Annotated in this window: 20 protein-coding genes; 9 read left to right on the top strand and 11 right to left on the bottom strand. The window is 69.3% G+C overall.

All coding sequences use genetic code 11. From position 1 onward, the window contains the following. The first annotated feature begins 37 nt into the window (after positions 1–37). A complete protein-coding gene (locus DFI_RS16165) occupies positions 38–502 on the top strand; it encodes a hypothetical protein (protein ID WP_027463861.1) in 465 nt (154 codons plus the stop codon). 52 nt (positions 503–554) lie between these two features. Here DFI_RS16165 and DFI_RS16160 read toward each other — a convergent pair whose 3' ends face one another. From DFI_RS16160 to DFI_RS16145, 4 genes are all read right to left on the bottom strand, one after another. Next, entirely contained in the window at positions 555–1,361 is an 807-nt protein-coding gene (locus tag DFI_RS16160; RefSeq protein ID WP_022802481.1) for a hypothetical protein, read from the bottom strand. A 105-nt stretch (positions 1,362–1,466) separates the two neighbouring features. After that, positions 1,467–2,927, bottom strand: a complete 1,461-nt coding sequence (locus DFI_RS16155) for an Ig-like domain-containing protein (RefSeq protein ID WP_027463862.1) — start codon at positions 2,925–2,927, stop codon at positions 1,467–1,469. A 554-nt stretch (positions 2,928–3,481) separates the two neighbouring features. After that, entirely contained in the window at positions 3,482–3,850 is a 369-nt protein-coding gene (locus DFI_RS16150) for an MliC family protein (RefSeq protein WP_027463863.1), read from the bottom strand. A 114-nt stretch (positions 3,851–3,964) separates the two neighbouring features. Then, the gene (locus tag DFI_RS16145; RefSeq protein WP_051308161.1) at positions 3,965–5,653 is read right to left on the bottom strand and encodes a multicopper oxidase family protein; all 1,689 of its coding nucleotides are present in this window, start codon (positions 5,651–5,653) and stop codon (positions 3,965–3,967) included. A 369-nt stretch (positions 5,654–6,022) separates the two neighbouring features. Here DFI_RS16145 and DFI_RS16140 point away from each other — a divergent pair, with 369 nt between their 5' ends. Both DFI_RS16140 and DFI_RS16135 read left to right on the top strand, forming a co-directional pair. After that, the gene (locus DFI_RS16140; protein ID WP_081425960.1) at positions 6,023–6,901 is read left to right on the top strand and encodes an AfsR/SARP family transcriptional regulator; all 879 of its coding nucleotides are present in this window, start codon (positions 6,023–6,025) and stop codon (positions 6,899–6,901) included. 243 nt (positions 6,902–7,144) lie between these two features. Then, positions 7,145–7,759 (top strand): TMEM175 family protein, encoded by a 615-nt coding sequence (locus DFI_RS16135; RefSeq protein WP_027463865.1) that lies wholly within the window; start codon positions 7,145–7,147, stop codon positions 7,757–7,759. A gap of 94 nt (positions 7,760–7,853) precedes the next feature. Here DFI_RS16135 and DFI_RS16130 read toward each other — a convergent pair whose 3' ends face one another. Both DFI_RS16130 and DFI_RS16125 read right to left on the bottom strand, forming a co-directional pair. Continuing rightward, complete coding sequence (locus DFI_RS16130) at positions 7,854–8,717, bottom strand: serine hydrolase (RefSeq protein WP_022802487.1); 864 nt, start codon at positions 8,715–8,717, stop codon at positions 7,854–7,856. A 316-nt stretch (positions 8,718–9,033) separates the two neighbouring features. After that, positions 9,034–9,462: a hypothetical protein gene (locus DFI_RS16125; RefSeq protein WP_027463866.1), complete on the bottom strand. Its 429-nt coding sequence runs from the start codon at positions 9,460–9,462 to the stop codon at positions 9,034–9,036. A 120-nt stretch (positions 9,463–9,582) separates the two neighbouring features. Here DFI_RS16125 and DFI_RS16120 point away from each other — a divergent pair, with 120 nt between their 5' ends. Both DFI_RS16120 and DFI_RS16115 read left to right on the top strand, forming a co-directional pair. Further along, a complete protein-coding gene (locus tag DFI_RS16120; protein ID WP_027463867.1) occupies positions 9,583–10,488 on the top strand; it encodes a helix-turn-helix domain-containing protein in 906 nt (301 codons plus the stop codon). Then, complete coding sequence (locus DFI_RS16115; RefSeq protein WP_022802490.1) at positions 10,485–11,099, top strand: dihydrofolate reductase family protein; 615 nt, start codon at positions 10,485–10,487, stop codon at positions 11,097–11,099. Before DFI_RS16120 ends, DFI_RS16115 begins: the two co-directional genes overlap by 4 nt. Positions 11,100–11,145: 46 nt before the next feature. On the opposite strand, the gene DFI_RS16110 is transcribed toward DFI_RS16115, so the two are convergent. Beyond that, complete coding sequence (locus DFI_RS16110) at positions 11,146–11,718, bottom strand: PadR family transcriptional regulator (RefSeq protein ID WP_022802491.1); 573 nt, start codon at positions 11,716–11,718, stop codon at positions 11,146–11,148. A gap of 62 nt (positions 11,719–11,780) precedes the next feature. Here DFI_RS16110 and DFI_RS16105 point away from each other — a divergent pair, with 62 nt between their 5' ends. Beyond that, the gene (locus tag DFI_RS16105; RefSeq protein WP_022802492.1) at positions 11,781–12,095 is read left to right on the top strand and encodes an antibiotic biosynthesis monooxygenase family protein; all 315 of its coding nucleotides are present in this window, start codon (positions 11,781–11,783) and stop codon (positions 12,093–12,095) included. Positions 12,096–12,322: 227 nt separating this feature from the next. Here the strand turns inward: DFI_RS16105 and DFI_RS16100 are convergent, their stop codons facing one another. From DFI_RS16100 to DFI_RS16085, 4 genes are all read right to left on the bottom strand, one after another. Further along, positions 12,323–13,351 carry an HD domain-containing phosphohydrolase gene (locus DFI_RS16100; protein WP_051308165.1) on the bottom strand — a complete coding sequence of 343 codons (1,029 nt, stop codon included), beginning with the start codon at positions 13,349–13,351 and terminating at the stop codon, positions 12,323–12,325. 202 nt (positions 13,352–13,553) lie between these two features. Next, positions 13,554–14,651 carry an EAL domain-containing protein gene (locus tag DFI_RS16095; protein WP_244940377.1) on the bottom strand — a complete coding sequence of 366 codons (1,098 nt, stop codon included), beginning with the start codon at positions 14,649–14,651 and terminating at the stop codon, positions 13,554–13,556. A gap of 71 nt (positions 14,652–14,722) precedes the next feature. Further along, the gene (topA, locus tag DFI_RS16090; protein WP_027463868.1) at positions 14,723–16,753 is read right to left on the bottom strand and encodes a type I DNA topoisomerase; all 2,031 of its coding nucleotides are present in this window, start codon (positions 16,751–16,753) and stop codon (positions 14,723–14,725) included. 198 nt (positions 16,754–16,951) lie between these two features. Then, complete coding sequence (locus DFI_RS16085; protein WP_022802496.1) at positions 16,952–17,620, bottom strand: GntR family transcriptional regulator; 669 nt, start codon at positions 17,618–17,620, stop codon at positions 16,952–16,954. Between the two features lie 20 nt (positions 17,621–17,640). On the opposite strand from DFI_RS16085, the gene DFI_RS16080 reads away from it, so the two are divergent. Genes DFI_RS16080 through DFI_RS16070 form a run of 3 tightly spaced genes read left to right on the top strand, consistent with a single transcriptional unit; the run spans position 17,641 to position 21,196 of the window. Next, positions 17,641–18,774 carry a M20/M25/M40 family metallo-hydrolase gene (locus DFI_RS16080; protein WP_027463869.1) on the top strand — a complete coding sequence of 378 codons (1,134 nt, stop codon included), beginning with the start codon at positions 17,641–17,643 and terminating at the stop codon, positions 18,772–18,774. 18 nt (positions 18,775–18,792) lie between these two features. Further along, on the top strand, positions 18,793–19,950 hold the full coding sequence (locus DFI_RS16075; protein ID WP_043779180.1) for a diaminopropionate ammonia-lyase: 1,158 nt from the start codon (positions 18,793–18,795) through the stop codon (positions 19,948–19,950). Continuing rightward, positions 19,943–21,196, top strand: coding sequence for a hydantoinase/carbamoylase family amidase (locus tag DFI_RS16070; protein ID WP_027463870.1), 1,254 nt, complete (start codon positions 19,943–19,945; stop codon positions 21,194–21,196). The genes DFI_RS16075 and DFI_RS16070 overlap by 8 nt, the downstream gene beginning before the upstream one ends.

The following is a 21,196-nucleotide window of genomic DNA, read 5'->3' as shown; positions in this document are numbered from 1 at the left end:
TCTGGAATTGCGTGCCGGCGTTCCCTACCGTGAGGACATGACCCCACGAATCATGATCCTGGCGCTCCTTGCTCTGGCCGTGACCGGTCAGGCGGGCGGAGCGGAACCCGTGGACCCCGTGCGTACCCTCCAGGCGACCGGGCTGGTGATCGCCGTTCAGTTCGGTACGGCGCGCGCCACCTACACCGTCTGGCAGGTCCAGTGGCGGTCGCCCCGCGTGGACCTGCAGGTGCTGTTCGGGAACAACGCCCGGACCGCTGCACAGGGCCCGCAGGTCCGTGAAGTGACCGTCATGGCCGCCGGGACGGGCCTTCCGAATCCGGCTGCCGAACGGCGAGCGGTCCGGCAGGCCGGGGAGACGCTGAGCAGGCTCTGCGGGCTGACGCTCAACGCAGCGCCAGTCGACGCCACCGCCCCTGCGGGCTGGTCTCCCCTGAAGCTCACAGCCCTCCTGCCACCGGAGAAGCCCGCGAAATGTTCCATGCCTGGTCCTGGCCACTGAGCACCCGCACCTCATTGAGACTGAGTTCACGCCAGAAACTGCGTTCTCAGCGTCAGGGCGCGGTGCCCAAATCGATCGCCTGAGCGTACGTCAGGGTGACCGGCTGCCAGGACGCCGCCTGCCCGGCCGCGTCCGCCACCCAGGCGTGGAACGTCGCACTGACGTTCAGGGTGGCGTCCGTCGCGTCCCCCCGGGCCGTCACGTTGATGCCGACGCGACTCCCCGCCCCGTTCAACGTGCCGTCTGTGGAGCTGCCCAGCTCGTACGTCACGGGACCGAGATCACTGGTGGGAATCACGCCAACCACCGGTGGGCGCCCGTCCGGGAGTGACGCGAGCGCCGTGACAGCACGCAACTGCAGGTTGACGGTCGTCCCGCTGGGCAGGGAAGCGATGGGCCGGTCAGATTGCAGGGCGCTGCCAGCGACGTCCAGCACCGCGTGTGACTTCAGTCGCACACCCGCGGACGCTGCGGAGATGACCGCGGCGTTCTCCCCTGCCGGTCCGTAGCCCAGCAGGACGTGCCCGGTCACGTCGTCATGCACCGCGTGCTCGAAGGTGTACGTGCCCTGGGGCAATGCGACCGCCTGGTGAAAATTGTTGGCGGTATTCAAGGTCAGGTGATCGGTCCCCTGCGCGGTCGGATCGAAGGTGGCGCCATTGAACCGCACCACCTGTCCACGCGCGTCGCGGACCGTGACCGTGATGTGCTGGTCGGCGCCGTTCAGGGTGATGCCCTGGGTGAGCACGGTGCCGGCCGAGTCGTTGAACGTGATGGGAGCCGCCACGTTGACCACGACGAGCGGCGGCGGGGGCGTCTGACCACAGGCAGCCAGGAGAAGCAGGGAGGCGAGGGGCACTAAACGGAAGGGTGTCATCAAGACTCCAGTGAGGGAAAGGAACGGAAACGGACAACGCCCCAGCTCGGCCGGTCAGGGCCGAGCCGGGGCGAGCACAGGCAGAACTCAGTGGGTGTGGGCTTCGAGGTCCACCACACCGTCGAAGTCGGTGGTCAGCGTGATGGTGTACACCCCCGGCTGGTCGTAGGAACCGTATTCAACGTAGCCCCAATCCGTCCAGTTGGGCGCCGGCGTGCTGCCGTCCGGTTTGGTCACGGTCATGGTCAAGGTGTTGTTGCCGCAGTTGGTGGCACAGGACATGGTCTGCGCCCAGATGTGAAGTTCACTGGCGTTGCCGGCGTAGTTCACTTTAAACGTGTTGATCTGGCCGGCCTTCACCGTGATGGGCGTCTGCGCACCGGTGTACTGCTGGGCTTCGAAGTCGTAGGTGACGGCCACTGGCGTGGTGGCGGTCACCGACTGGTCGACGCGGGTTTCGTTGCCGCTGCTGTCCTCAGCAATCACGGTCACGGCGTACGTGCCGTCCTTGCTGGGCATCCAGGGCGCGGTCCAGCCTCCGTTGCTGTCCCCGGTGACCATTCCGACGCCTTCGCTGGCGTCCATGCTGGCCACCAGGTTGCCGTCCACGTACACGCGCACACCCTGCACCATCACATCATCACTGACCGTCCCCGTCAGGGTCGCCGTGGTGCCCGTCGTCGGCGCAGCCGCATTCAGGGTCAGGCTGGGCATGACGGTGTCGGTGGTCATCACGTTCGTCTGGATCTGCTTGGCGAAGGCGATGCTGACGGGCTGGAAAGTCGCCGTGTCACCCGTCTGCACCCAGGCGCTGAAGCTGGCGGTGACATTCAGGATGCTGTCAGTGGCGGTGCCGCGGCTGGTGACGTTCACGCCGATCTTGCTGCCCGCCCCGTTGAGCACGCCGTCCGTGCTGTTCCCGAGGCTGTAGGTGACTGCGCCGATATCGCTGGTCGGCACGGTCGCGCCATTCGCATTGGCCACGGTGGCGGTCTTGAGGTTGAGGCTGAGGTTGAACTTGGTGTCGGTGTACAGTTCGTTCAGCGTCATGCTCGGGGACAGCGTGGTGTTGGCGGTGCTGAGCACGGCGTGCGACTTTAGGCGGATCAGGCTGAAGTTGGCGTCCACGGTCCCTTTGTTCTCACTGCCGGGACCGTAGGCGAGCAGGACGCTGCTGCTGGCGTCGTCCTTGACCTTGTTCTCGAAGGTGTACTCCCCGGCGGGAAGCAGCAGGGTCTGCTTGAAGTTGTTGGCGTTGTTGAGCGTCAGGGTGGTGTTGCCGGCCCCGGTGGGATCGAAGGTGGTGCCGTCGAAGGCAACGATCTTGCCGCTGCTGTCACGGACGGTGACGTCGTAGTGACGCGCGGGGGCGTCCGAAGTCAGGCCCTGAGCACCCAGGCCCTGGCGACTCTGGCCGAAGACCATGGGCGCAGTCACCTCGACTTTGACGAGAGGGGCGCTGGCCACAGGGGCACTGGGGGTGCCGCAGGACGCGAGGGCGGCGGTGAGGGCGGTGAGGGCGAGGGCAAGCTGGGTCCGTTTCTGCATGAGGCTCCTGTGCCAGGACGAAAGCCGCCCTGGTCGAGGTGGGGGGAAGTCGCGGGGGTCGCACCACTCGCTCGGTTCACGCCAGGTGCCCGGATGGGGCGTGAATTTCATTGCGTCGCGCAATCAGCATGCTGTGATATTTCTTACAGAGTTCTTTTCCGACCCCACCAAATGGGGGGGGTGGGGTCGGGCTGAGGAACCGCGCCGCCTCTCTGGTCGGAGGACACCCCGTGACCAGCATCAACCCACATGCATACAGGATCACCGCTCTAGGGCCACAGCGGCGCCATGCAGAGCCTCTTCCTCGACGAAAGAATGATCCGGCCGCTCAGTACGCGAAGGCAACGCAGCTGGGTTCTGTGAGCGACCAACCTCTTTCGACGCCATACACGGCGAAACGGCCCGATTCTCACGTCAGAGTCCCTGACGGCGCGCGACGCACCGCGGACCTCCGACTCCTTCCCCAGGGAAGTACCCTGGCCGGGTCTCAGGGACACACTTCGGGCTGTGATGCGGTCCCAGGCCGCCACGCCTGGGATGATCAGCACCGGACCTTACCGGCCGGTGCGGCAGCCCGTCAGCAGGGGGCGGGTCACCCGGCTGTCCGGACCGACGAACGCACTCAGCGTCGCTTCTCCCTGATGCTCCCACCATTCCAGGCCGCTGCTGCCCGCCGGGCCGGCCAGAGCCGCATACCGCGCGCCACTGGCCGACACAGCAGAAGCCAGCCCGTACTGCCGGCCATTCCAGGTCAGAACGGCGAACTGGGTGCCCCGCATGCCGAAGTTGACGTACGACACACTCACCTTCCTGCTGCCATCACAGGTGTAGTGAAACGTGCGGTAGCTGATCGCCGCTGGCGCGGCGAATCCTGTGCCGCCCAGCATGGCAGCCACGGTCAAGGCAATGTTCCGGAGGATCATTCCTGCAGTGTAGGCCGGGGAATGTGCCTCCGGCAGGAGGCGGGCCTTGTGGGAGCGGCTCCGCGTGTCGCCTCAGCTCTACGAACAGGAGGATCGTCCTCGCGTCCTTGGCGCTCACGGCAGAACCTGCAGGGGACGCATCATGTCGTTGTCCTCGTGCTCGAGGATGTGGCAGTGCCAGACATACGCACCTGCCCGGTCGAAGCGCACGAGGATGCGGGTGGCCTCGTTGGGGTTGGCTCTGACGGTGTCTTTCCACCCGGCTTCCGCCGGGTCGGACGGCAGGGCCGGGCCGTACCCGGTAACCCGTCCGGCCGCGTCGCGGAGTACGGCCCGCCGGTCGAGCACCTGGAACTGCACCAGGTGCAGGTGGATGGGATGGACGTCCACAGTGTTGTTGATCAGGTTCCAGGCCTCGACAGTGTTCACGCGCGGCGTTTCGGTGACCGGGTCGTCGAAGGAGAGCAGGTGGGCGCTGCCGTCGGGGTTCAGGGTGCCGAGCTGTGAACGCAGGGGCAGGCCGGTCTGCGGGTCGAGGACCTCGTTGAGGGTCAGGTCACGCTGCACCACGGCCTGCTGGAGGCTGAGGTTCTCGGACAGCGGCCGGAGCGGCGTCGGGGGCGTGCCGGACGCGGCGGACGGTGCGGTGTTCCTGACCCTGAACTGCAGCAGTTCCGGCAGCGGTGGTGTGCCGCCGGCCTTGTCCGGCTTGCCGGAGTAGGGCGTGGCGGCATCATTGGTCACGGTCAGGGTCTGGCCCCGGAACGCCGAGAAGTCCACGATCACGTCGGCCCGTTCACCGGGCGCGAGCAGCAGGCGGCCTGTGGGATTCATGACCGGGAGCAGGCCGCCGTCCGCTCCGATCTGCTGCAGGGTGACCTTTCCGGCTTTTGGCCGGCTGAGGGACAGGCGGTAGAACCGGGCGTTCGACCCGTTCAGGAGCCGCAGACGGTATGGCCGCGGCTCCACGTCCAGGAAGGGGAACGCCTTGCCGTTCACGACGGCGACGTCACCGAAGAATTCGGGCTCCCAGCGTTCCGGGTACTGGAGGGAACCGTCCGCATTGAAACTGCGGTCCTGAAGCACGAGCGGCACGTCGTACGCTCCGGTCGGCAGGTTCAGCGTCTGTTCGTAGGGATCGGTCAGGACGTACGCTCCGGCGAGGCCGGCCATGACGTTCAGCCGCGTGAGCCCCATGGCGTGGTCGTGATACCAGAGAGTGGCGGCCTCCTGATCGTTGGGGTAGTCCACCTGCCGCGAGTCGCCCGGCGAGAAGTGCTGCGTCGGGCCGCCGTCGGCCAGGTCACGGATGTGCCCGCCGTGCAGGTGCGTCACAGCGTCACCGAACGGCGCCGCAGCCATCGGCTCTCCCTGGGCACCTGTGGGCAGGTGGTCCTCCTCCTGGGCGAAGGGCAACATGGTGGGCAGGGCATTGACCCAGGTGATGTGCACTGGTGTGCCGTACCGGGCGACGATGGTCGGCCCCAGGTAAGAAGGGGGCGTGCCGTCACTGTAGGTCCACACCGGCGTGGTCGGGCCGCCGATGCCGAAGTCGTGCCGCCCAGGTTGCAGGGTCAGCGTGTACGCGTCCGGGGAGGTGGCCGTGGCAATCTTGGGAATGGGCAGGGCGTTCACCCAGCGGGGCACCGGCAGGGCGGAGAGGTGACGCAGCCGTATGGGTCGCGCCTCGTCAGCGGACGTGATTTCCGCCGTGGAGGGAGGAGGCACTGAGTTGCAGGCGGGAAGGAGGAGGGCCAGGCAGGCGGTGATGAGGGCGCGGCGGCCAGGGGGCTGGGTGGACATGGCGACTCCTTGTGACAGGCAGAAACCAGCGGGCCGTCACGGTGCCGGGCAGGCGCCCGGAGTGGCGCTTCTGGCTCGGGGGCTGACCCCGCCGGAGATGGAGCGGGCGCGGCGCAGGGGCGGAGGCGCCGGCCCGAGGCGGTGCGCGCAGGGTCGCGGCAAGCGGACAGTTCACAAGTACTGCCGCGGTGTTACGAGGCGGTTACCGGGGAGGCATGGCGCGCTCCCGCACAGCGGAAGAGTAAATCTCCAGGCCACCGGCCTTGACGCCTTCCTGACCCATCACATGAGCCGGGTTTCATACTGAAGCTCAGGCCACAGCCCGATGAGGCGGCCGGCGCCCTTCTCCCTGCACCGGCGAGGACGACGATGTCACTCCAGATCCAGACTTTTGGGCAGATCCATGTGCGGCTCGACGGCCGGGACGTCCAGTGGCGTGCCCGCGCTGCCCTGGACCTGCTGCTGTACCTGCTGTCCCACCCGAACGGCTGCACCCGGCGCCAGCTCCTGGACGGCCTGTGGGCTGCAGACGTGAATCCCCGATCGAACACCCACTTCCGCGTCACCCTGCACCGCCTGCGCGCCACTCTGGGCGGTTGTGGGAGCGTGACGGAACGCTCTGGCCGTTTCTACTTGTCCGCCGAGCTGTGGCGTGCCTCGGACATCTACCGGCTGTACGCGGCCCTGGAGAGTGCGGGCCCGGGCCATGACCCGGCAGCGAAGATCGCGGCGCTGGAAAGCGCGGTGGAGGTGTACCACGGTGACTACCTGGCGGGCTATGACGCCGAGTGGACGGAGGAGGCCCGTGAGCAACACCGGGCGGCATACGTGCGCGCTCACCTTGAGCTCAGCCGCCTGTACTGCGCGGCCCGGGAATGTGGCCGCTCGGTCCGGGCGCTGTCGGAGGCGCTGCGTACCGATCCGTACGCCGGGGAGACGCACCACCAGCGCCTGATGATCTGCCTGTCCGCGGTGGGCGAAGCCTCCGAGGCCACCGACCATTACCGACGCTTCGTGAGGTTCCTGCGCGACGAACTCAGTGACGAGCCCCTGCCGGGCACGCAGCGTCTCGCCCGACGTATGCATGCGGGTGAACACCTGTGTGAGCGTGCCGGGGGCCTGCGCGCACCCCTGGCCTGGCCGTGGTTCAGTCCACTGGTACCGGAAGGGCACGGACCCGCCGGGCTGCGCGCCCTGGTGCAGGCGGACGCCTCGTCCATTCAGGTGGGGCCGGGCGTGCAGACGTAGCGCCCCGTCAAGGTGCCAGCGTGTGGAAGAGGAACGGACATGCATGTGCCGTCCAGCCGACCACGGCCGCCGGGAAGCGCGGCCCTTCCGCCCTGGGACTCTGCCCATCTGAGCAAAGGACCGCACCATGACTGACCACTGACCGCTCCTCAACGGCCACAAGCACGCCCCCAGTCACCTGCTGATGTCGCCTCAGGGGACCCTCACCGCTCCGGGCCGGGCCGTCCCACCCACGGTGACGGCATGAAGAAGTCACGCCTGGAAGCCTTCTCCGACGGGGTGCTGGCCATCATCATCACGATCATGGTCCTGGAGCTTCACACGCCGGAACATCACGCCTGGGCCAATGCGCTCAGTCTCTGGCCGGTCCTGCTCAGTTACCTCCTGAGCTTCGTATTCGTGGGCATCTACTGGAACAACCACCATCACCTGTTGCAGGCGGTGCGGCAGGTGGACGGGCGGGTCCTGTGGGCGAATCTGCACCTCCTGTTCTGGTTGTCGCTGTTTCCGTTCGTGACCGGCTGGGTCGGCGAGAGTCACTTCGCGCCGGTCCCGGTGACCTGTTGTGCGGGCGTGGCGCTGCTGGCCGCCGTGGCGTACAGAGTCCTGACCCGGGTCATCATCCGCAGCGACACCAGCAACCATCTGCTGGCCGACGCGACCGGGTCCGACACCAAAGGCACGGTGTCCATGGTCGCCTACACCCTGGCCGTCCTCGCCCCGCTGTTGGGCTCTCCTGGCGTGCTCGTGTCCGGGCTGCTGCTTATCGGTGTGATCCTGATGTGGCTGGTTCCGGACCGCCGGATCGAACGTGCACTCGTCCGGGAAGCGCAGACGTCCCATTCACACGCCGAATAGCGCGGCACCTCTTGCTGGCCCTTATGTCCGGGCGCCGTGAGCTTCTCGCGGTGACCTTGAGGTGCGGGCTGGTCGCCCCGGCCGGCTCAGCGGTTCATGGGGCGCCTGCCAGGGTGATCAGCTGGGTTTCGATCCACGTCACGACCGGCCGGATCTGCAGTTCAATGTCCTCCGCGTCGGTCACGGTCGACTGGTCGTTGAGGTACGTGTAAGCCATGCTCCGGCCGTCCGGCAGGTCCACGGCGCCGGTGAGGGTCAGGATGCGCCAGCCGCTGCCGGCCTTCGCGCCCCAGTAGGTGGTGGCCAGGCGCGGGGTCTTCGGCCGGCAGCAGCCGGTCTGCATCATGCTGCGGAACGCGGCGCGGGTTGCGGGTTTCAGGTCCGTGGCGGAGTACGCCTGCAGGCTCACCTGCGTGAATTCGCGCGCGGTGCTGGTCGGCTGGACGTAGAGTTCCAGTTCGGGCGTGTACGTGGGCCCATGGAAGTAGTCGTCGAGGGTCTGTTCCAGGACGGGTGCCCGGACCCGCTGGGAGGCGGCGATCAGGCGCGCCGCGGTGCGGAGGCGCTCGTCGAATGGCGCGGCGGCGGCGGTGCGCAGGGCGCCCAGGGTGTCCGGCCCGAGGGCCGTGCCGAGCAGGCCGGCCTGCGCCGCCCACCAGGCCTTGGTGGTGTTCAGAATGGCCGTGCACGGCCATTTCGCCCGCACTTCACGCGCCAGGCGCTCCGGGCCGTACGCCAGGTGCAGGATGTCCGACGCGGTGTTGTCACTCAGGGCGATGGCGCGGCGGGCCAGTTCCCGCACGTCATTGCTGCCTTTGGGGTAGCTCTCGATGCTGCGGTTCGCTTCGGTGGTGGCGAGTTTCTTCGTGAGCTTCAGCCGGCCGGCGTCCACGTCGCGCAGGATTCCGCGGACGACCAGCGGTTTGAAGGCGCTCGCCAGTGGGAACACGGCGTCCACATCTCCGAGGGAGATGGACCGCTGCACGCCCTTCCCGGGGGTCGCTAAGAACGCATGGAAGGCGACCCGGCCGGTGACGACGGCCGGGACGGGCGTGGCAGCGAGCGGCTGGACCGCGGCGGCGACAGGTCCAGTGGCGCGGCAGCCCGGCACCCAGGCTGGTGCAGCTGGCGCTGGTATGAAGGCCGGCGCCGCCAGGGCAGCCACCGCGGTGCAGAGCCCCATGACGGCGAGGCCGGTCAACTGGCCTGCCCGTCTTCCCGTGAGGACCGGACGGGTGTCCGGGGCGGCGATTCCACATTTTCGGGCCATCCGATCAGCGTCCGACCAGAGCGAACACGAGTTCACCCGGCGTGTCCGTTGAGATGAGCTGAGCCACGATGAGCGAGCCGCCGAGCACGAGCTTCCCCTTTTTGAAGGTGAAGCCCTTAACGTCCGGGTCACTGGCGTCGACTTCGACCTTGAAGCCTTCTTTCTTCAGGACCGTAAACAGGCGGGCCACCAGAGCGGAGGACGCCTTATTCATCGGTCCGCGGTACACCTCCACCCAGTTGGGTTTTACCTTGGAGGTGCTGTACGCCTTTTTCAGGTCCTGTGTCGCGGCGCAGTCGTACTTCAGAAGTGGTGAAGCGGGCAGGCGGCCCTGGGCCATGCTTTTCGGTGGGATGCAGGTCACGGCCTGTGTGGTCCCGAAGGTCAGGGTGAGCGCGAGGAATGCGGACCGGGGCAGGAAATGGGGCGTCACGCCGGCAGGATAAACGGCGCGGCCCCGGAGGGAACGCCGTGTTGAGGGCCGCAGCGTCCGGGGTCCGGACCGCACAAACGGTCAGGCGACCCGGCCGCGTTTCCTCTACGGTGGGTGGGAATGACCGACCGGCTTGACCGTTTCCTGAGCGCTCTGCTGTCCGACCTGGGCGAGCCGCGGACCGGGCGTGAGGCGGCGCAGGCGGCGCTCTTGAGCCGCAGTCACGCGGTCCGGTCGTTCCGGGCGCGGTACGGCGAATCGCCAGCGGAGTTTCGCAAGCGCCTGCGCCTGGAACGGGCCGCGTACGCGCTGCGGGTGACGGCCCGGCCCGTCACGGAGGTGGCCCTTGATGCGGGCTTCCGGTCCGCGGAAGGCTTTGCCCGGGCGTTCAGGCGGGGGTTCGGCGTGCCCCCGAGCCTCTACCGTCGCCGCGGGTCTCAGTCGCATCTGCTGCCCGCGCCGAGCGGCATTCACTTTCAGCCGGTGGGCCCACCCGCGAACCCGGGAGGGGGCGCCGACCTGCTGACGCATCTCCTGGCTTTCGACGAGCAGTTCATGCGGCACGCCCTGCTGCAGTTACGAGACGTCCCTGACCGTATGCTGGACGAGCCCCTGGGAGAATCACAGCCGCTGGACTTCAATCCACCGGACCGGACCGTCCGGCACCTGCTGGACAGCCTGGTGTTCACGAAGGAGGTCTGGGTGGCCGCCGTGCGGGGCCTCCCCGCACCGCCCGACGACCGCCCCCACACGCTTGACGGCCTGACATGGCGGCACGACGTGGTCGCCCGGGAGTTCCGGCAGCTGGTCGAGGAAGTTCACCTCGGGGGCCGCTGGCACGACACCTTTGAGGACCGGCTCTGCGAGCCACCTGAGCTTTTCCCGTTGGGCGGCATGGTGGCGCACGTGTTGACCGTGGACGCCCACCACCGCTACGTGCTCAGCGCCTGGTTGCGCCGCCTGGGCATTCGTCTTGACGCCGATCCCATGTTCTTCGGCGCTGTGTTTCGCGAGGTGACCCCATGACCCCTCCGCTTCTGGTCTTCATCGCCTGCAGCCTTGACGGCTTTATCGCCCGGAAAGACGACGACATCGACTGGCTGACCCAGGCGCCCACCGCGCCGGGCGAGGACCACGGCTACGCGGCGTTCATGGCGCGGGTGGACACCGTGGTCATGGGGCGGAGGACGTTCGACAAGATCAAGGGCTTCGAGCCGTGGCCCTTCGACGGGCGGCGCGTCCTGGTCCTGAGCCGCACCCTCAGGGAGCTGCCCGGGAACCTGCAGCACCGGGCGGAGCTCCACGCGGGCAGCATTCCGGACCTGCTGCCCAACCTCGCGGCTTCACGGGGTGTCTATGTGGACGGCGGGCAGGTGATCCGGTCCTTCCTGCAACACGGCCTGATTGAGGAAATGACCGTGACCCGGCTGCCCGTCCTGCTGGGGACCGGGCTCCCGCTGTTCGGTGACATGAGTCTCCAGGCCGACCAGTGGTGGGACGTGACGGCCGCCAGGGTCTACCCGGTCAGCGGCTTCGTGCAGACCACGTACCGGCGCCGCGGGCAGGCCAGTCCATCCGCGCCGCACCTGCCTCAGGGTCAGGGTGGTCCGCCTCCCCCTGACCTGCCAGGGACCTGACCAGGGGGCAGGACGCGCGACGCCCGATTGACCGGCGCCCTGAGGCTCAGCCGGGTTGGTCGGCCACGCGGCCTTCGGGAAGTTCGCGTTCCAGCTGGCGGATGGCCTGTGTGAACCATTCCAGGTCGGCCTGAAGCAGGGCGGAGGTGCGGGCGATCGCCAGCCCCGCCCCGATGGCGTGAGGATGGGGCGGCATGTCCCGGTAGGTGTTGACCTGGGCTTCCAGTGCGGCGCGGTGGGCGCGGAGTGAAGGCAGGAGTTCGGCGGGACTCAGGTGCTCGAGGAAGAGCAGGGCGATGTTGCCGGGTGGGCGGGGAAGGTCGGCCTGCTTGAGGTACTGCCGGAGCAGCTGCTGAAAGTAGGCCCGTCCCTGCGTGGTGAGGGCGTAGACCGTGCGGGTGGGGCGCTGACCATGTTGTTCGGTGCGGCTGTGCACGTCACCGTACCGCTCCAGACGCGTGAGCAATTGATAGGCCGTGGCCCGCTTGAGGTCGGTGACGCTGTGCAGGTTGTTCTCGATGAAGTCGTGGAGTTCGTACCCGTAGCGGTCCTGGGCGTGCAGGAGACCCAGCAGGAGGAGTGTCCGCTCGTCAGCGGGGCGGGAGGCGGTCTTGACCATGGCTCCGGTAGACTACTATAGTCATAAATGACTAGTAATAAATTACCAGTCGAGGAGGCCCTATGTTTGTCGTCCATAACCGGATCACCGTCCCTGCCGAGCATGCCAGCACCTTCGAGCAGATGTTCACTGACAGTTTCAAACATCTGGCATCCTTCCCAGGACTCACCCGGACCACCCTGCAGCGACCAAGGCAACCCGACCAGCCCTACGTGTCCACCATGGAATGGGAGAGCGCCGAAGCCTTCCAGGACTGGATGAAGTCCGGCAGCTTCCGCGCTTCGCATGCCCTACCCGAAGGGGCCCCGCGTGACGCCATGGGGAGCAGCAGCGTGATCGAAACCTTCGAAACCATCTCCGACCTCCGCTATTCCTGACGCCCCCGGACATCAACCATCCCCTCTGGCCGCCCACTCGTGCACGGGCAGGCGGCCACAGTAGCCCCGTTACGCGGGCGACCCGACAAGTTGGCCTCGACAGTTCCCAAACTTCATCGTCACGGGACCAGCAGCTCTGAACCGGCAATACCCAGCGACCGGACCGGTGACTCCGCCATATTGATCAGATGTGCAAGACCAGGACACCGTCTCCTGATCCGGAAAGCTCAGGCCACCAGTTCTGCGTCCTCTGACCTGGCCTGAGGCGCGCCCCCAAACAGCTGGAGGAAGGCGGTCACGACGCGGGGGTCGAACTGCCGGCCACTTTGAGCGGCCACTTCCGCCAATGCCGCCTGGGATGACCAGGCGCGCTTGTACGGCCGGTCGCTGGTCAGAGCGTCGTACACGTCACACACAGCGAAAATCCGTGCAAGCAGAGGAATCTCCTCCCCGGCCAGGCGGTCCGGGTAGCCCGTGCCATCCCAGCGCTCGTGGTGATGCCGGATGATCTCCAGCGACCGGCGGGGCAGGGTGGGAATCAGGGACGCGATTTCGTACCCGTTGTGCGCATGGGTCTGCATCTGCGCCCATTCCTCGGCGTCCAGGCGGCCGGGTTTGAGCAGCACCGCGTCCGGAATGCTGAGTTTGCCCAGGTCATGGAGGCTCGCGCCGTGCTTGAGTTCGCCGAGGGTCACGGCGTCCAGGCCGAGCGCCTCACCGAGTTGCAGGCTGCGCTGCATAACGCGCATGGTGTGTCCGGAGGTCTCCAGATCGCGCGCCTCCAGCGCGACGCCGAGGCCCAGCAGGGCGCCTTCCAGAGTGGCCTGGAGGTTGACGTTCAGGGCCTCAAGTTCCTGTTGGACGCGCTTGAGGTCGGTGATGTCGGCGATGACGGCGACCACGGAGGTGGACGGACCGGACCGGCCGGGCAGCAGCGACACGCGCGACCGGGACCAGACGATCTCCCCGTCGGCCCGCAGGTAGCGCTTTTCGAGGACGGCCAGGGGCGCCTGCCCGCTCACGACCTGCTCGAGGGCGTGCAGCGTTCTCGGGATGTCCTCAGGATGCGTGACGTGAGTGACGTTCCTTCCGACCAGGGTGGTCATCGACTGGCCGAAGAACGCGGCGCCGTTCGGGTTGATGCGGCGAATCTGTCCGTCGAATGCGATTTCCAGCAGGCCGACGCCGGCATGCTCGAACAGCGCCTGGTAGTCAAGCGCGTCGGGAAGGGTGAGGGGGGATGCAGGTGGGGTCATGGGGTGGGGGGCCTCCGGAGGTGATCCATGTGGAGCACCAGTGCGGGCCAGGCGACCCATCCGTTAGGTTTTTCACGTTATGACTTCCGGCATCACAAAATTCTGAGCCGAAACGCAGCCCCCCATCCGCACTGCGGGGCACACCGGACCGCACTCCCTCCATGGGGGGTAAACGAGGTGAGCGGCCCAACCCACGCGTAGTTCAGGCAGAGTTCCACAGGCCCGCGCTCTGGGCCGAGAGGCCGCCGGGCACCGGAGCTGGGCGTCCCAGGAAGTAGCCCTGGGCGTAGTCTGCGCCGAGCTCCCTCAGGAGTCGCAATTCACTCTCGGTCTCGACGCCCTCAGCCACCACCCGGATGCCGAGGTCGTGCGCGTACCGGATCAGGGCCTGAATCAGCAGGACGCGTGGGTCGTCGTCCCTCACGCCGCTGATCAGGGCCCGGTCGAGTTTCACGATGTCGGGCCGCAGCATGTCAAGGAAGCTGAGGCTGGTGTGTCCCGCACCCAGGTCGTCCAGGGCCACCTGGGCTCCTTCGGCCCGGTAGCGCTCCAGGATGCGCTGCAAGAGGTTCAGGTCCGGGAAGGCCTCACTTTCCGTGACCTCGAACAGCAGTCGGGAGAAGTCGGCGCCGACCTCCCGGCAGGCCTGGAAGGTGGTCTGCAGGCAGACGTCCGGGTTGTAGATGACGCCCGGCGCGAAGTTGATGAACAGCACCTCCCCCGGCTTCAGGTGCGGGTAGGCCTGACGGATCGCGCCGCGCCGGGCGAGGGCGTCGAACGCGCGGGCCTGGCCGTGGGCGGCGGCAGCCTGCAGGAGCGGTCCGGCGCCGATCAGGTCGCCCTGCCAGTCGGCGCGGACCAGGGCCTCGTAGCCGTACACCTGCCCACTGCACAGGTCGGCGATGGGCTGCAGGTGAAAGCGCAGCTGCTCCGCCGCCGGGAAGAACCAGGGGGTGCCGAGCTGCTGCGCCCAGCGCTCCAGGGGCGACGCCTGCCAGGCGTCGGGGGGGCCGCCAGGCGTGGTGGCGGGGGCGGCGAGCAGTTCCGCCCGTTCCGTGGGCGTGAAGGCACCCAGCAGGGCGGCCAGGATGTCGGCGTCCAGGTGAGGCAGGAACACACCCGCCGGGCTGTCCTGGTGCGGGATGCCCTGGTCGCGCATGGCCCGTTTGAGCAGCTGGCGAACATGGTGGGCGGGTGAATGCAGGTACAGGCCCGCCGGGAGGGCGTCCGGGGGGCGCAGTGCCGCGCAGTCACACGCTGCACCACGGGTAGGGTCGGCCGGATCAGGGCAGGCAGGCATGGGCAGCGGTCTATCACGGCCTTCATCACAGGACCCTCCCGAACCGCCAGAGGGGGCCTGCCCCGCCCGGGTCAGGGCGGCGTCTTCTTCCGGCGGGGCCTGCGTTCCGCCCCGGCAGAGCCTGAAGCCGCCTTCTTCCGTCTGGGTTTCACAGCCGCGGACTTCGCCCGGGGCTTGCGGGGCCCTTCGCTGTCCCGGGCGGGCGTCCAGGCTCCGCTCGCCAGGGCGGGCAGCATGTCCGGCGTGAGGTCCTCGAGCAGCAGGCCCGCAGGCAGAGGCACGGACCGGTCCCCGATGCGGGCCTGCACCTCACCGGCCCGGGGCGTGAACACGACCGGCACGTGCGGCGCGGGCACGGCCGGCACGGCCTTCGCCGCCCGCGAGATCGCCGGGGCGAGTTCCTCCTTCCACACCCGGTCCAGGTAAGCCACGCGGGTCAGTTCGCCCCGCGCGATGCGGTCCAGGTCCGCTTCCATGCCCGCCGTGAACGCCGTATCCACCAGTTGCGGCACCTGACCCTGCAGGTACACGGCGATCATCAAGCCCAGGGGCGTCACGTGCAGCTGCCGGCGGCGCAGGGCCACGTACCCGCGCTTCTGCAGCGTCTCCAGGGTGTGGCCGAAGGTGCTGGGGCGGCCGATACCGGCTTTCTCCATCACCTGCACGAACTTCCCCTCCGTGAACCGGGCGGGCGGCGGGGAGCGTTTCTCCTCGGCCTTCGCGTTCTGCAGGGGAAACCGGGAGCCGACCTCGAGCAGTGGCAGCGCCTGGTCCTCCCCGTCCCGGATCTCGTCGTCGTACAGCGCGGTGAACCCGGGCTGCGTGAGCCGCGTGCCGGTCGCCTCCAGGGTCACCACGCCCGCCTGAAGCGTCAGGGTCGTCTTCTCCCCCACCGCGTCGAGCATCTGGGAGGCGACCGTCCGCTCGTAGATCAGCGTGTACAGGGCGAGTTCGCTTCCGGCAAGGCGGGTCTGTGACGGGGCGAGGAAAGCCCCGGCGGGCCGGATCGCCTCGTGCGCTTCCTGGGCGTTGGCGTTGCGGGTGGCGTACTGCCGGGGTTTCGCCGGCAGCGCGGCCGGACCGAAGCGGGCCTCCACCGCGGCGCGGGCGAGTGTCAACGCCTCGTCGGACAGCGCCGGGGAGTCGGTGCGCATGTACGTGATCAGGCCGTTCTCATACAGCGCCTGCGCGAGGCGCGTCACCTCGGCCGCCCCGAGCTTCAGGCGGGCGTTCGCGGCCTGCTGCAGGGTCGAGGTCGTGAAAGGCGGCGGGGGCCGGCGGGTCACGGGCGTGACCGCCGCCGCCGTCACCTCGGCCGGGCGGCCGTTCAGGTAGGTCACGAGCTGCCCGGCTTTGGTGGCGTCGAGTTGCGTCACCGTCACGTCCGGCTTGAGGTGCCCGGTACTCGTGAAGCTTGAGGCGGCGGCGAGCGGCGTGCCCCGGATGTGGGTAACGGCCGCCCGGAAGGCCGGGCGGGCGGTGACGTCCGCGGTGACGCGCCAGTAGGCACTCGGGACGAAGGCCAGCCGCGCCTGTTCCCGCTGCGCGAGCAGTTGCAGCGCGGCCGACTGCACGCGCCCCGCGGACTGCGCGCCGCCCACTGCCGCCCACAGCAGGGGGCTGACGCCGTACCCGGCCAGGCGGTCCAGGGTGCGGCGGGTCTCCTGCGCCGCGACGAGCCGCAGGTCCAGCGGCCGCGGGTGCGCCACGGCCTGACGCAGCGCCGCCGCGGTGATCTCCTGGTAGGTGACCCGCTGCGCTTCCTTCAGACCCAGCAGAACACTGAGGTGCCAGGCGATGCTCTCCCCTTCCCGGTCCGGGTCGGCGGCGAGGAACACCTCGTCCGCGGCCTTTGCCGCGGCGCGCAGTTCCCTGACCTTCGCCTGCTTCCCCGGGCGCACCACGTACAGCGGCGCGTAGCCGCCGGCGGTGTTCACGCCCAGCCGGGCCCAGGGCAGGGCGCGGTGCTTTTCCGGCACCTCGTCCTTCGTGGCGGGCAGGTCGCGCACGTGCCCCAGGCAGGCCATCACCCGCCACCCGGCGCCCAGGTACCCCTGGATCTTGCGGGCTTTGGTGGGGGATTCGACGATCAGGAGTTTCATGGCATCAGGCCTCGGGCAGGGGGCGGAAAGGAAGGGACGGGCGACTCAGGGTGGCCGCTGCGGGCATCGGGGTATTCAGGTGAGCATGACAGCCCCGGCATCTGTCCTGCAGTGGGCCCCGTGGCTCCTCCGGCAGGGTGCGTGATTCACGGAGTCGATCATGGCAGGGTGAACTCCCGGCAACTGGAAGTGCTGCGGTTACCGCTCGGCCCGCGCGTGCAGCCGCTGCAGGCTGCCCTGCCAGTTCGCCTGGAGGGCCTGGAGGGCCCGGTCGAGGTCGCCGGCTTCAAGGGCGTGGGTGATGGCGGTGTGCTCGGCGACGGAGGCCTCGCCGGCGCTGCTGGCATCGAAGTAGGCGCGTTCGATGCGCCGGAGCTTGCGTTTCAAGCCCTCGAGGGTCCGCTGAAGTTCCGGGTTGCCGGCCTTCGTGATCCAGAGGTCGTGGAAGGCGGTGTCGGCGTCCACGGCGGCGCCGGCGTCGCGGGCCTGAAGGGCCAGGGTGAGGCGGGTGTTGAGTGTGTGCAGTCGGGCGTGGTCGGAGGCGGTGAGGGTGGTGGCGGCGAGGCGCAGCGCGAGGACTTCCAGGGCCTCGACGACCGGGTAGAGGGCCGTGGCCTGAACGAGGCTGAGGGGTGAGACGCGCGTCCAACGGTTCAGCGCGGTTTCGACGAGCCCTTCGTCTTCCAGGCGGCGCAGGGCCTCGCGCACGGGCGTGCGGCTGACGCCGAGGCGCTCAGCGATGTCGAGGTCCCGCAGCGGTTCTTCGGGTTGCAGGGTGCCGTCGATGATCCAGGTGCTGAGGTGGTGGTAGACGTCCTCGCGGGCCAGGGCGCGCGGCCGTTTCGGGATGGCGGAAGGCAGGGGCATCTGATATGTAATATATCACTGTGCCCGAGACCCTGACTGACCTGCTGGCTGCCCTCGTCCGCCTGGACTCCACCAACCCGTCCCTGGTGCCTGGAGGCGCAGGCGAGATTCGGATCGCGCAGTTCGTGGTGGCGTGGCTGGCCACGCGCGGCATCCCCGCCGAGCTGATCGAAGCCGCTCCCGGCCGGGCGAGCGTCGTCGCCCGGGTCCGCGGGACCGGAGGCGGGCGTTCCCTGCTGCTGTGCGCGCACCTCGACACGGTCGGCACCGAGGGCATGGACGCGCCCTTCGAACCCGTCGTCCGGGACGGCCGCCTCTACGGGCGCGGCGCCTACGACATGAAAGCCGGCCTCGCCGCCAGCCTCCTGGCCCTTGAGGACGCCAGCCGGTCCGCGCTGCGGGGGGACGTGGTCCTCACTGCCGTGGCCGACGAGGAGCACGCCAGCCTCGGCATGCAGGCGGTGCTGGAGCACGTCACCGCCGACGCCGCCATCGTCACCGAACCCACCGAGCTGGGCGTCTCCGTCGCCCACAAGGGCTTCACGTGGCATGAGATCACCACCCACGGCCGCGCCGCGCACGGCTCCCGGCCCGACCTCGGCGTGGACGCCATCGCGCACATGGGCCGGGTGCTCGGGGAGCTGGAGGCGCTGGGCCGCGAGCTCGCCACCCGGGACGCCCACCCGCTGCTGGGGCACGGCAGCCTCCACGCGTCCCTGATCAGCGGCGGACAGGAGCTCTCCAGCTACCCGGAACGCTGCACCCTCCTCGTGGAGCGCCGCACCCTGCCCGGCGAGACGCCCGCGCAGACGGCCCAGGAGATCGAGGCGCGGCTTGCCCGCCTGGGCGCGGACCCGCAGTTCCGCGCCGAGCACCGCCTCACCCTGGCGCGCGACCCGTTCGGCATCGCCGTGGACGCGCCCATCGTGCAGACCCTGGGGCGGGCCGCGGAGGGGGTGCTCGGCGCGCCCCCGGCCGTGATCGGGCAGAGCTTCTGGATGGACTCGGCCTTCCTCGCCGCGGCCGGGATTCCCACGGTCGTGTTCGGTCCGCGGGGCGGGGGCGCGCACGCCACCGAGGAATGGGTGGAGCTCGCGTCCGTGGAGCAGTGCCGCCAGACCCTCACCGCCACCCTCCGGGCGTTCTGCGCCTGAACCCCTAAGGAAGCCGCCATGATGACCCCTGAGCTCCCCACCTACTTCAAGCCCGGACCGGCCGAGACGGTCTCCGCCCCGACCGACCCCCAGCTCCTCGCCTTCCACGAGCGCCTGCCCGGCTACGCCCCCACGCCGCTCGTCCGGGCGCCTGGTCTCGCGGCGGCGCTCGGGGTGCGGGACGTGTGGGTCAAGGACGAAGCCGCCCGCCTGGGCCTGCCGGCCTACAAGATCCTCGGGGCGTCCTGGGCGGTGTACCGCGAACTTGAGGCGCGCTTCGGCCCCTTCGGCGCCTGGCAGACGCTGGGGGAGGTGGCCGCTCAGCTCCAGGGGCACGGGCCGCTGCAGCTGGTCACGGCCACCGACGGCAACCACGGCCGGGCGGTGGCGCGCATGGCCCGCTGGCTGGGCCTGAGCGCCCACATCCTGGTGCCGCACGATATGGTGCCTGCCCGCATCGCGGCCATCGAGGCCGAAGGTGCGGCGGTCGAGGTGGTGCGCGGCAGCTACGACGACGCGGTCAAGGCCGCCGCGGGGCTCGCCGGGAACCGCCGCCTGGTCATCAGCGACACCGCCTGGGCCGGGTACACCCGGGTGCCGGGCTGGGTGGTGGAGGGCTACGGCACGATCTTCCAGGAGATCGACCGGCAGCTCTCGGCGGTGGGCGCTCCTGGCCCCGACCTTGTCGCCGCGCAGATGGGGGTCGGGTCCCTGGCGATGGCGGCGGTGCAGCACTACCGCGCCCCCGGCCGGGACACCCGGGTGGTGGGCGTGGAACCCACGCAGGCCGCGTGCGTGCTGCGCTCTCTGCAGGCCGGGCAGCTCACCGAGGTGCCGGGACCGCACCCGTCGATCATGGCGGGCCTGAACTGCGGCAACACCTCGCCCCTCGCGTGGCCCACCCTGCAGCGCGGCCTGAGCGCCGCCGTCGCCATCCCCGACGCCCTGACGGAAGAGGCGATGCGGCACCTTGCCGCGGACGGCGTGGTCTCCGGCGAGAGCGGCGCGGCCGGGGCCGGCGGGCTGCTGGCGCTCCTGAGCGGCCCGGGCGCGGCCTTCGCCCGGGCGGCGCTGAATGTGACGCCGGACAGCAGCGTCCTGGTGCTGTCCACCGAGGGGGCGACCGATCCGGCGGCCTACACGCGCGTCACGGGCCGGAGCGCCGGCCATGCTTGACCCGCACCGCACCCTGACCGAACTACGGGAACTGCAGGCCCGGACAGCCGACCGGCACGGCGCGCAGCGCGTGGCGTACACCGCGCCCTGGCATGCCGCCCGGGGCTACCTGCGCGCGCAGCTCGAAGACCTGCCGGTCACGGTGTCCACCGACCCGGCCGGGAACCTCTGGGTCACCCTGCCCGGCGAGTCCAGGCAGGAACTCTGGATCGGCGGGCACCTGGACAGCGTCCCGAACGGCGGCTGGCTGGACGGCTGCCTGAACGTCTTCGCCGGCCTGGCCGTGCTGCGGCGCCTGAGCCACCAGTACGCCGGCCGTCCCCCGGTGACGGTGCGGCTGGTCGACTGGGCGGACGAGGAAGGCCGGTTCGGACACAGCCTGTACGGCTCCAGCGCGCTGAGTGGCCAGCTCGCCCCGGACCGCGCCGGCCGGCTTACCGACCGGGACGGCGTGAGCATGCGCGCCGCGCTGCAGGAAAGCGGCATCGACCTGGACCGGGCGCTGGAAGCCGGGGGAGCGCGCCAGCACGCGGCAGCGTACCTGGAACTGCACATCGAGCAGGGGCCTGTGCTGGAACGCCAGGGCCTTCCCCTCGGGGTGGTGCTGGGAACCTGCGGCGTGGAACGGCACCGGATCACGGTGACCGGCCGCGCCGCGCACGCGGGCAGCACCCCCATGGACGCCCGCCAGGACGCCCTGCTGGTGCTGGGCCGGCTCAGTCAGGAGATCTACGCCATGACCGAGCGGCACGGCGGCGTCAGTACCATCGGCAGCGTCACGACAGCGCCCGGCATTCCCACCAGCGTGGTCGAAACCTGCGAGTTCACACTGGACCAGCGGCACCTGGATCCCGCCGGTCTCGCGGCCCTGTGGACCGAGGCCCAGGCTCATCTGGCGCGGTCCTGCGAGGAGGGCGGGTGCACGCTCACGGTGTCGGAGCTGTTCCGGATCGGGCCGGTGCCGTTCCACCCGGACCTGATCGCCGCGGGCGAGCAGGCCATTCTGGACGTGACGCCTGGAGCGACCCGGCTGCCGAGCGGTCCGCTGCACGACGCGGCGCAGGTCGCGCTGGCCGGCATTCCCACAGGAATGCTGTTCGTGCAGAGCCTGGGCGGGCTGAGTCACAACGCCGCCGAGGACACCGGCGAAGCGGACCTGCTGCTCAGCGTCCGCGCCCTGGACCGCCTGACCGACCGGGCCGTGGCCTGGATCACTGGCGACCAGGCCACACCCCCGGCGCGGTAG

The sequence above is a fragment of the Deinococcus ficus genome (assembly GCF_003444775.1).
In the GTDB taxonomy this organism is placed as follows: domain Bacteria; phylum Deinococcota; class Deinococci; order Deinococcales; family Deinococcaceae; genus Deinococcus; species Deinococcus ficus.
This window is presented reverse-complemented; position numbering and strand designations above follow the sequence as displayed.

Bases quoted from the DNA above. Each gene is read 5' to 3' on its own strand.
- DFI_RS16165 (WP_027463861.1), top strand. From the start codon at position 38: ATGACCCCACGAATCATGATCCTGGCGCTCCTTGCTCTGGCCGTGACC.
- DFI_RS16155 (WP_027463862.1), bottom strand. From the start codon at position 2,927: ATGCAGAAACGGACCCAGCTTGCCCTCGCCCTCACCGCCCTCACCGCC.
- DFI_RS16150 (WP_027463863.1), bottom strand. From the start codon at position 3,850: ATGATCCTCCGGAACATTGCCTTGACCGTGGCTGCCATGCTGGGCGGC.
- DFI_RS16145 (WP_051308161.1), bottom strand. From the start codon at position 5,653: ATGTCCACCCAGCCCCCTGGCCGCCGCGCCCTCATCACCGCCTGCCTG.
- DFI_RS16140 (WP_081425960.1), top strand. From the start codon at position 6,023: ATGTCACTCCAGATCCAGACTTTTGGGCAGATCCATGTGCGGCTCGAC.
- DFI_RS16135 (WP_027463865.1), top strand. From the start codon at position 7,145: ATGAAGAAGTCACGCCTGGAAGCCTTCTCCGACGGGGTGCTGGCCATC.
- DFI_RS16120 (WP_027463867.1), top strand. From the start codon at position 9,583: ATGACCGACCGGCTTGACCGTTTCCTGAGCGCTCTGCTGTCCGACCTG.
- DFI_RS16115 (WP_022802490.1), top strand. From the start codon at position 10,485: ATGACCCCTCCGCTTCTGGTCTTCATCGCCTGCAGCCTTGACGGCTTT.
- DFI_RS16110 (WP_022802491.1), bottom strand. From the start codon at position 11,718: ATGGTCAAGACCGCCTCCCGCCCCGCTGACGAGCGGACACTCCTCCTG.
- DFI_RS16105 (WP_022802492.1), top strand. From the start codon at position 11,781: ATGTTTGTCGTCCATAACCGGATCACCGTCCCTGCCGAGCATGCCAGC.
- DFI_RS16100 (WP_051308165.1), bottom strand. From the start codon at position 13,351: ATGACCCCACCTGCATCCCCCCTCACCCTTCCCGACGCGCTTGACTAC.
- DFI_RS16095 (WP_244940377.1), bottom strand. From the start codon at position 14,651: ATGCCTGCCTGCCCTGATCCGGCCGACCCTACCCGTGGTGCAGCGTGT.
- topA (WP_027463868.1), bottom strand. From the start codon at position 16,753: ATGAAACTCCTGATCGTCGAATCCCCCACCAAAGCCCGCAAGATCCAG.
- DFI_RS16085 (WP_022802496.1), bottom strand. From the start codon at position 17,620: ATGCCCCTGCCTTCCGCCATCCCGAAACGGCCGCGCGCCCTGGCCCGC.
- DFI_RS16075 (WP_043779180.1), top strand. From the start codon at position 18,793: ATGATGACCCCTGAGCTCCCCACCTACTTCAAGCCCGGACCGGCCGAG.
- DFI_RS16070 (WP_027463870.1), top strand. From the start codon at position 19,943: ATGCTTGACCCGCACCGCACCCTGACCGAACTACGGGAACTGCAGGCC.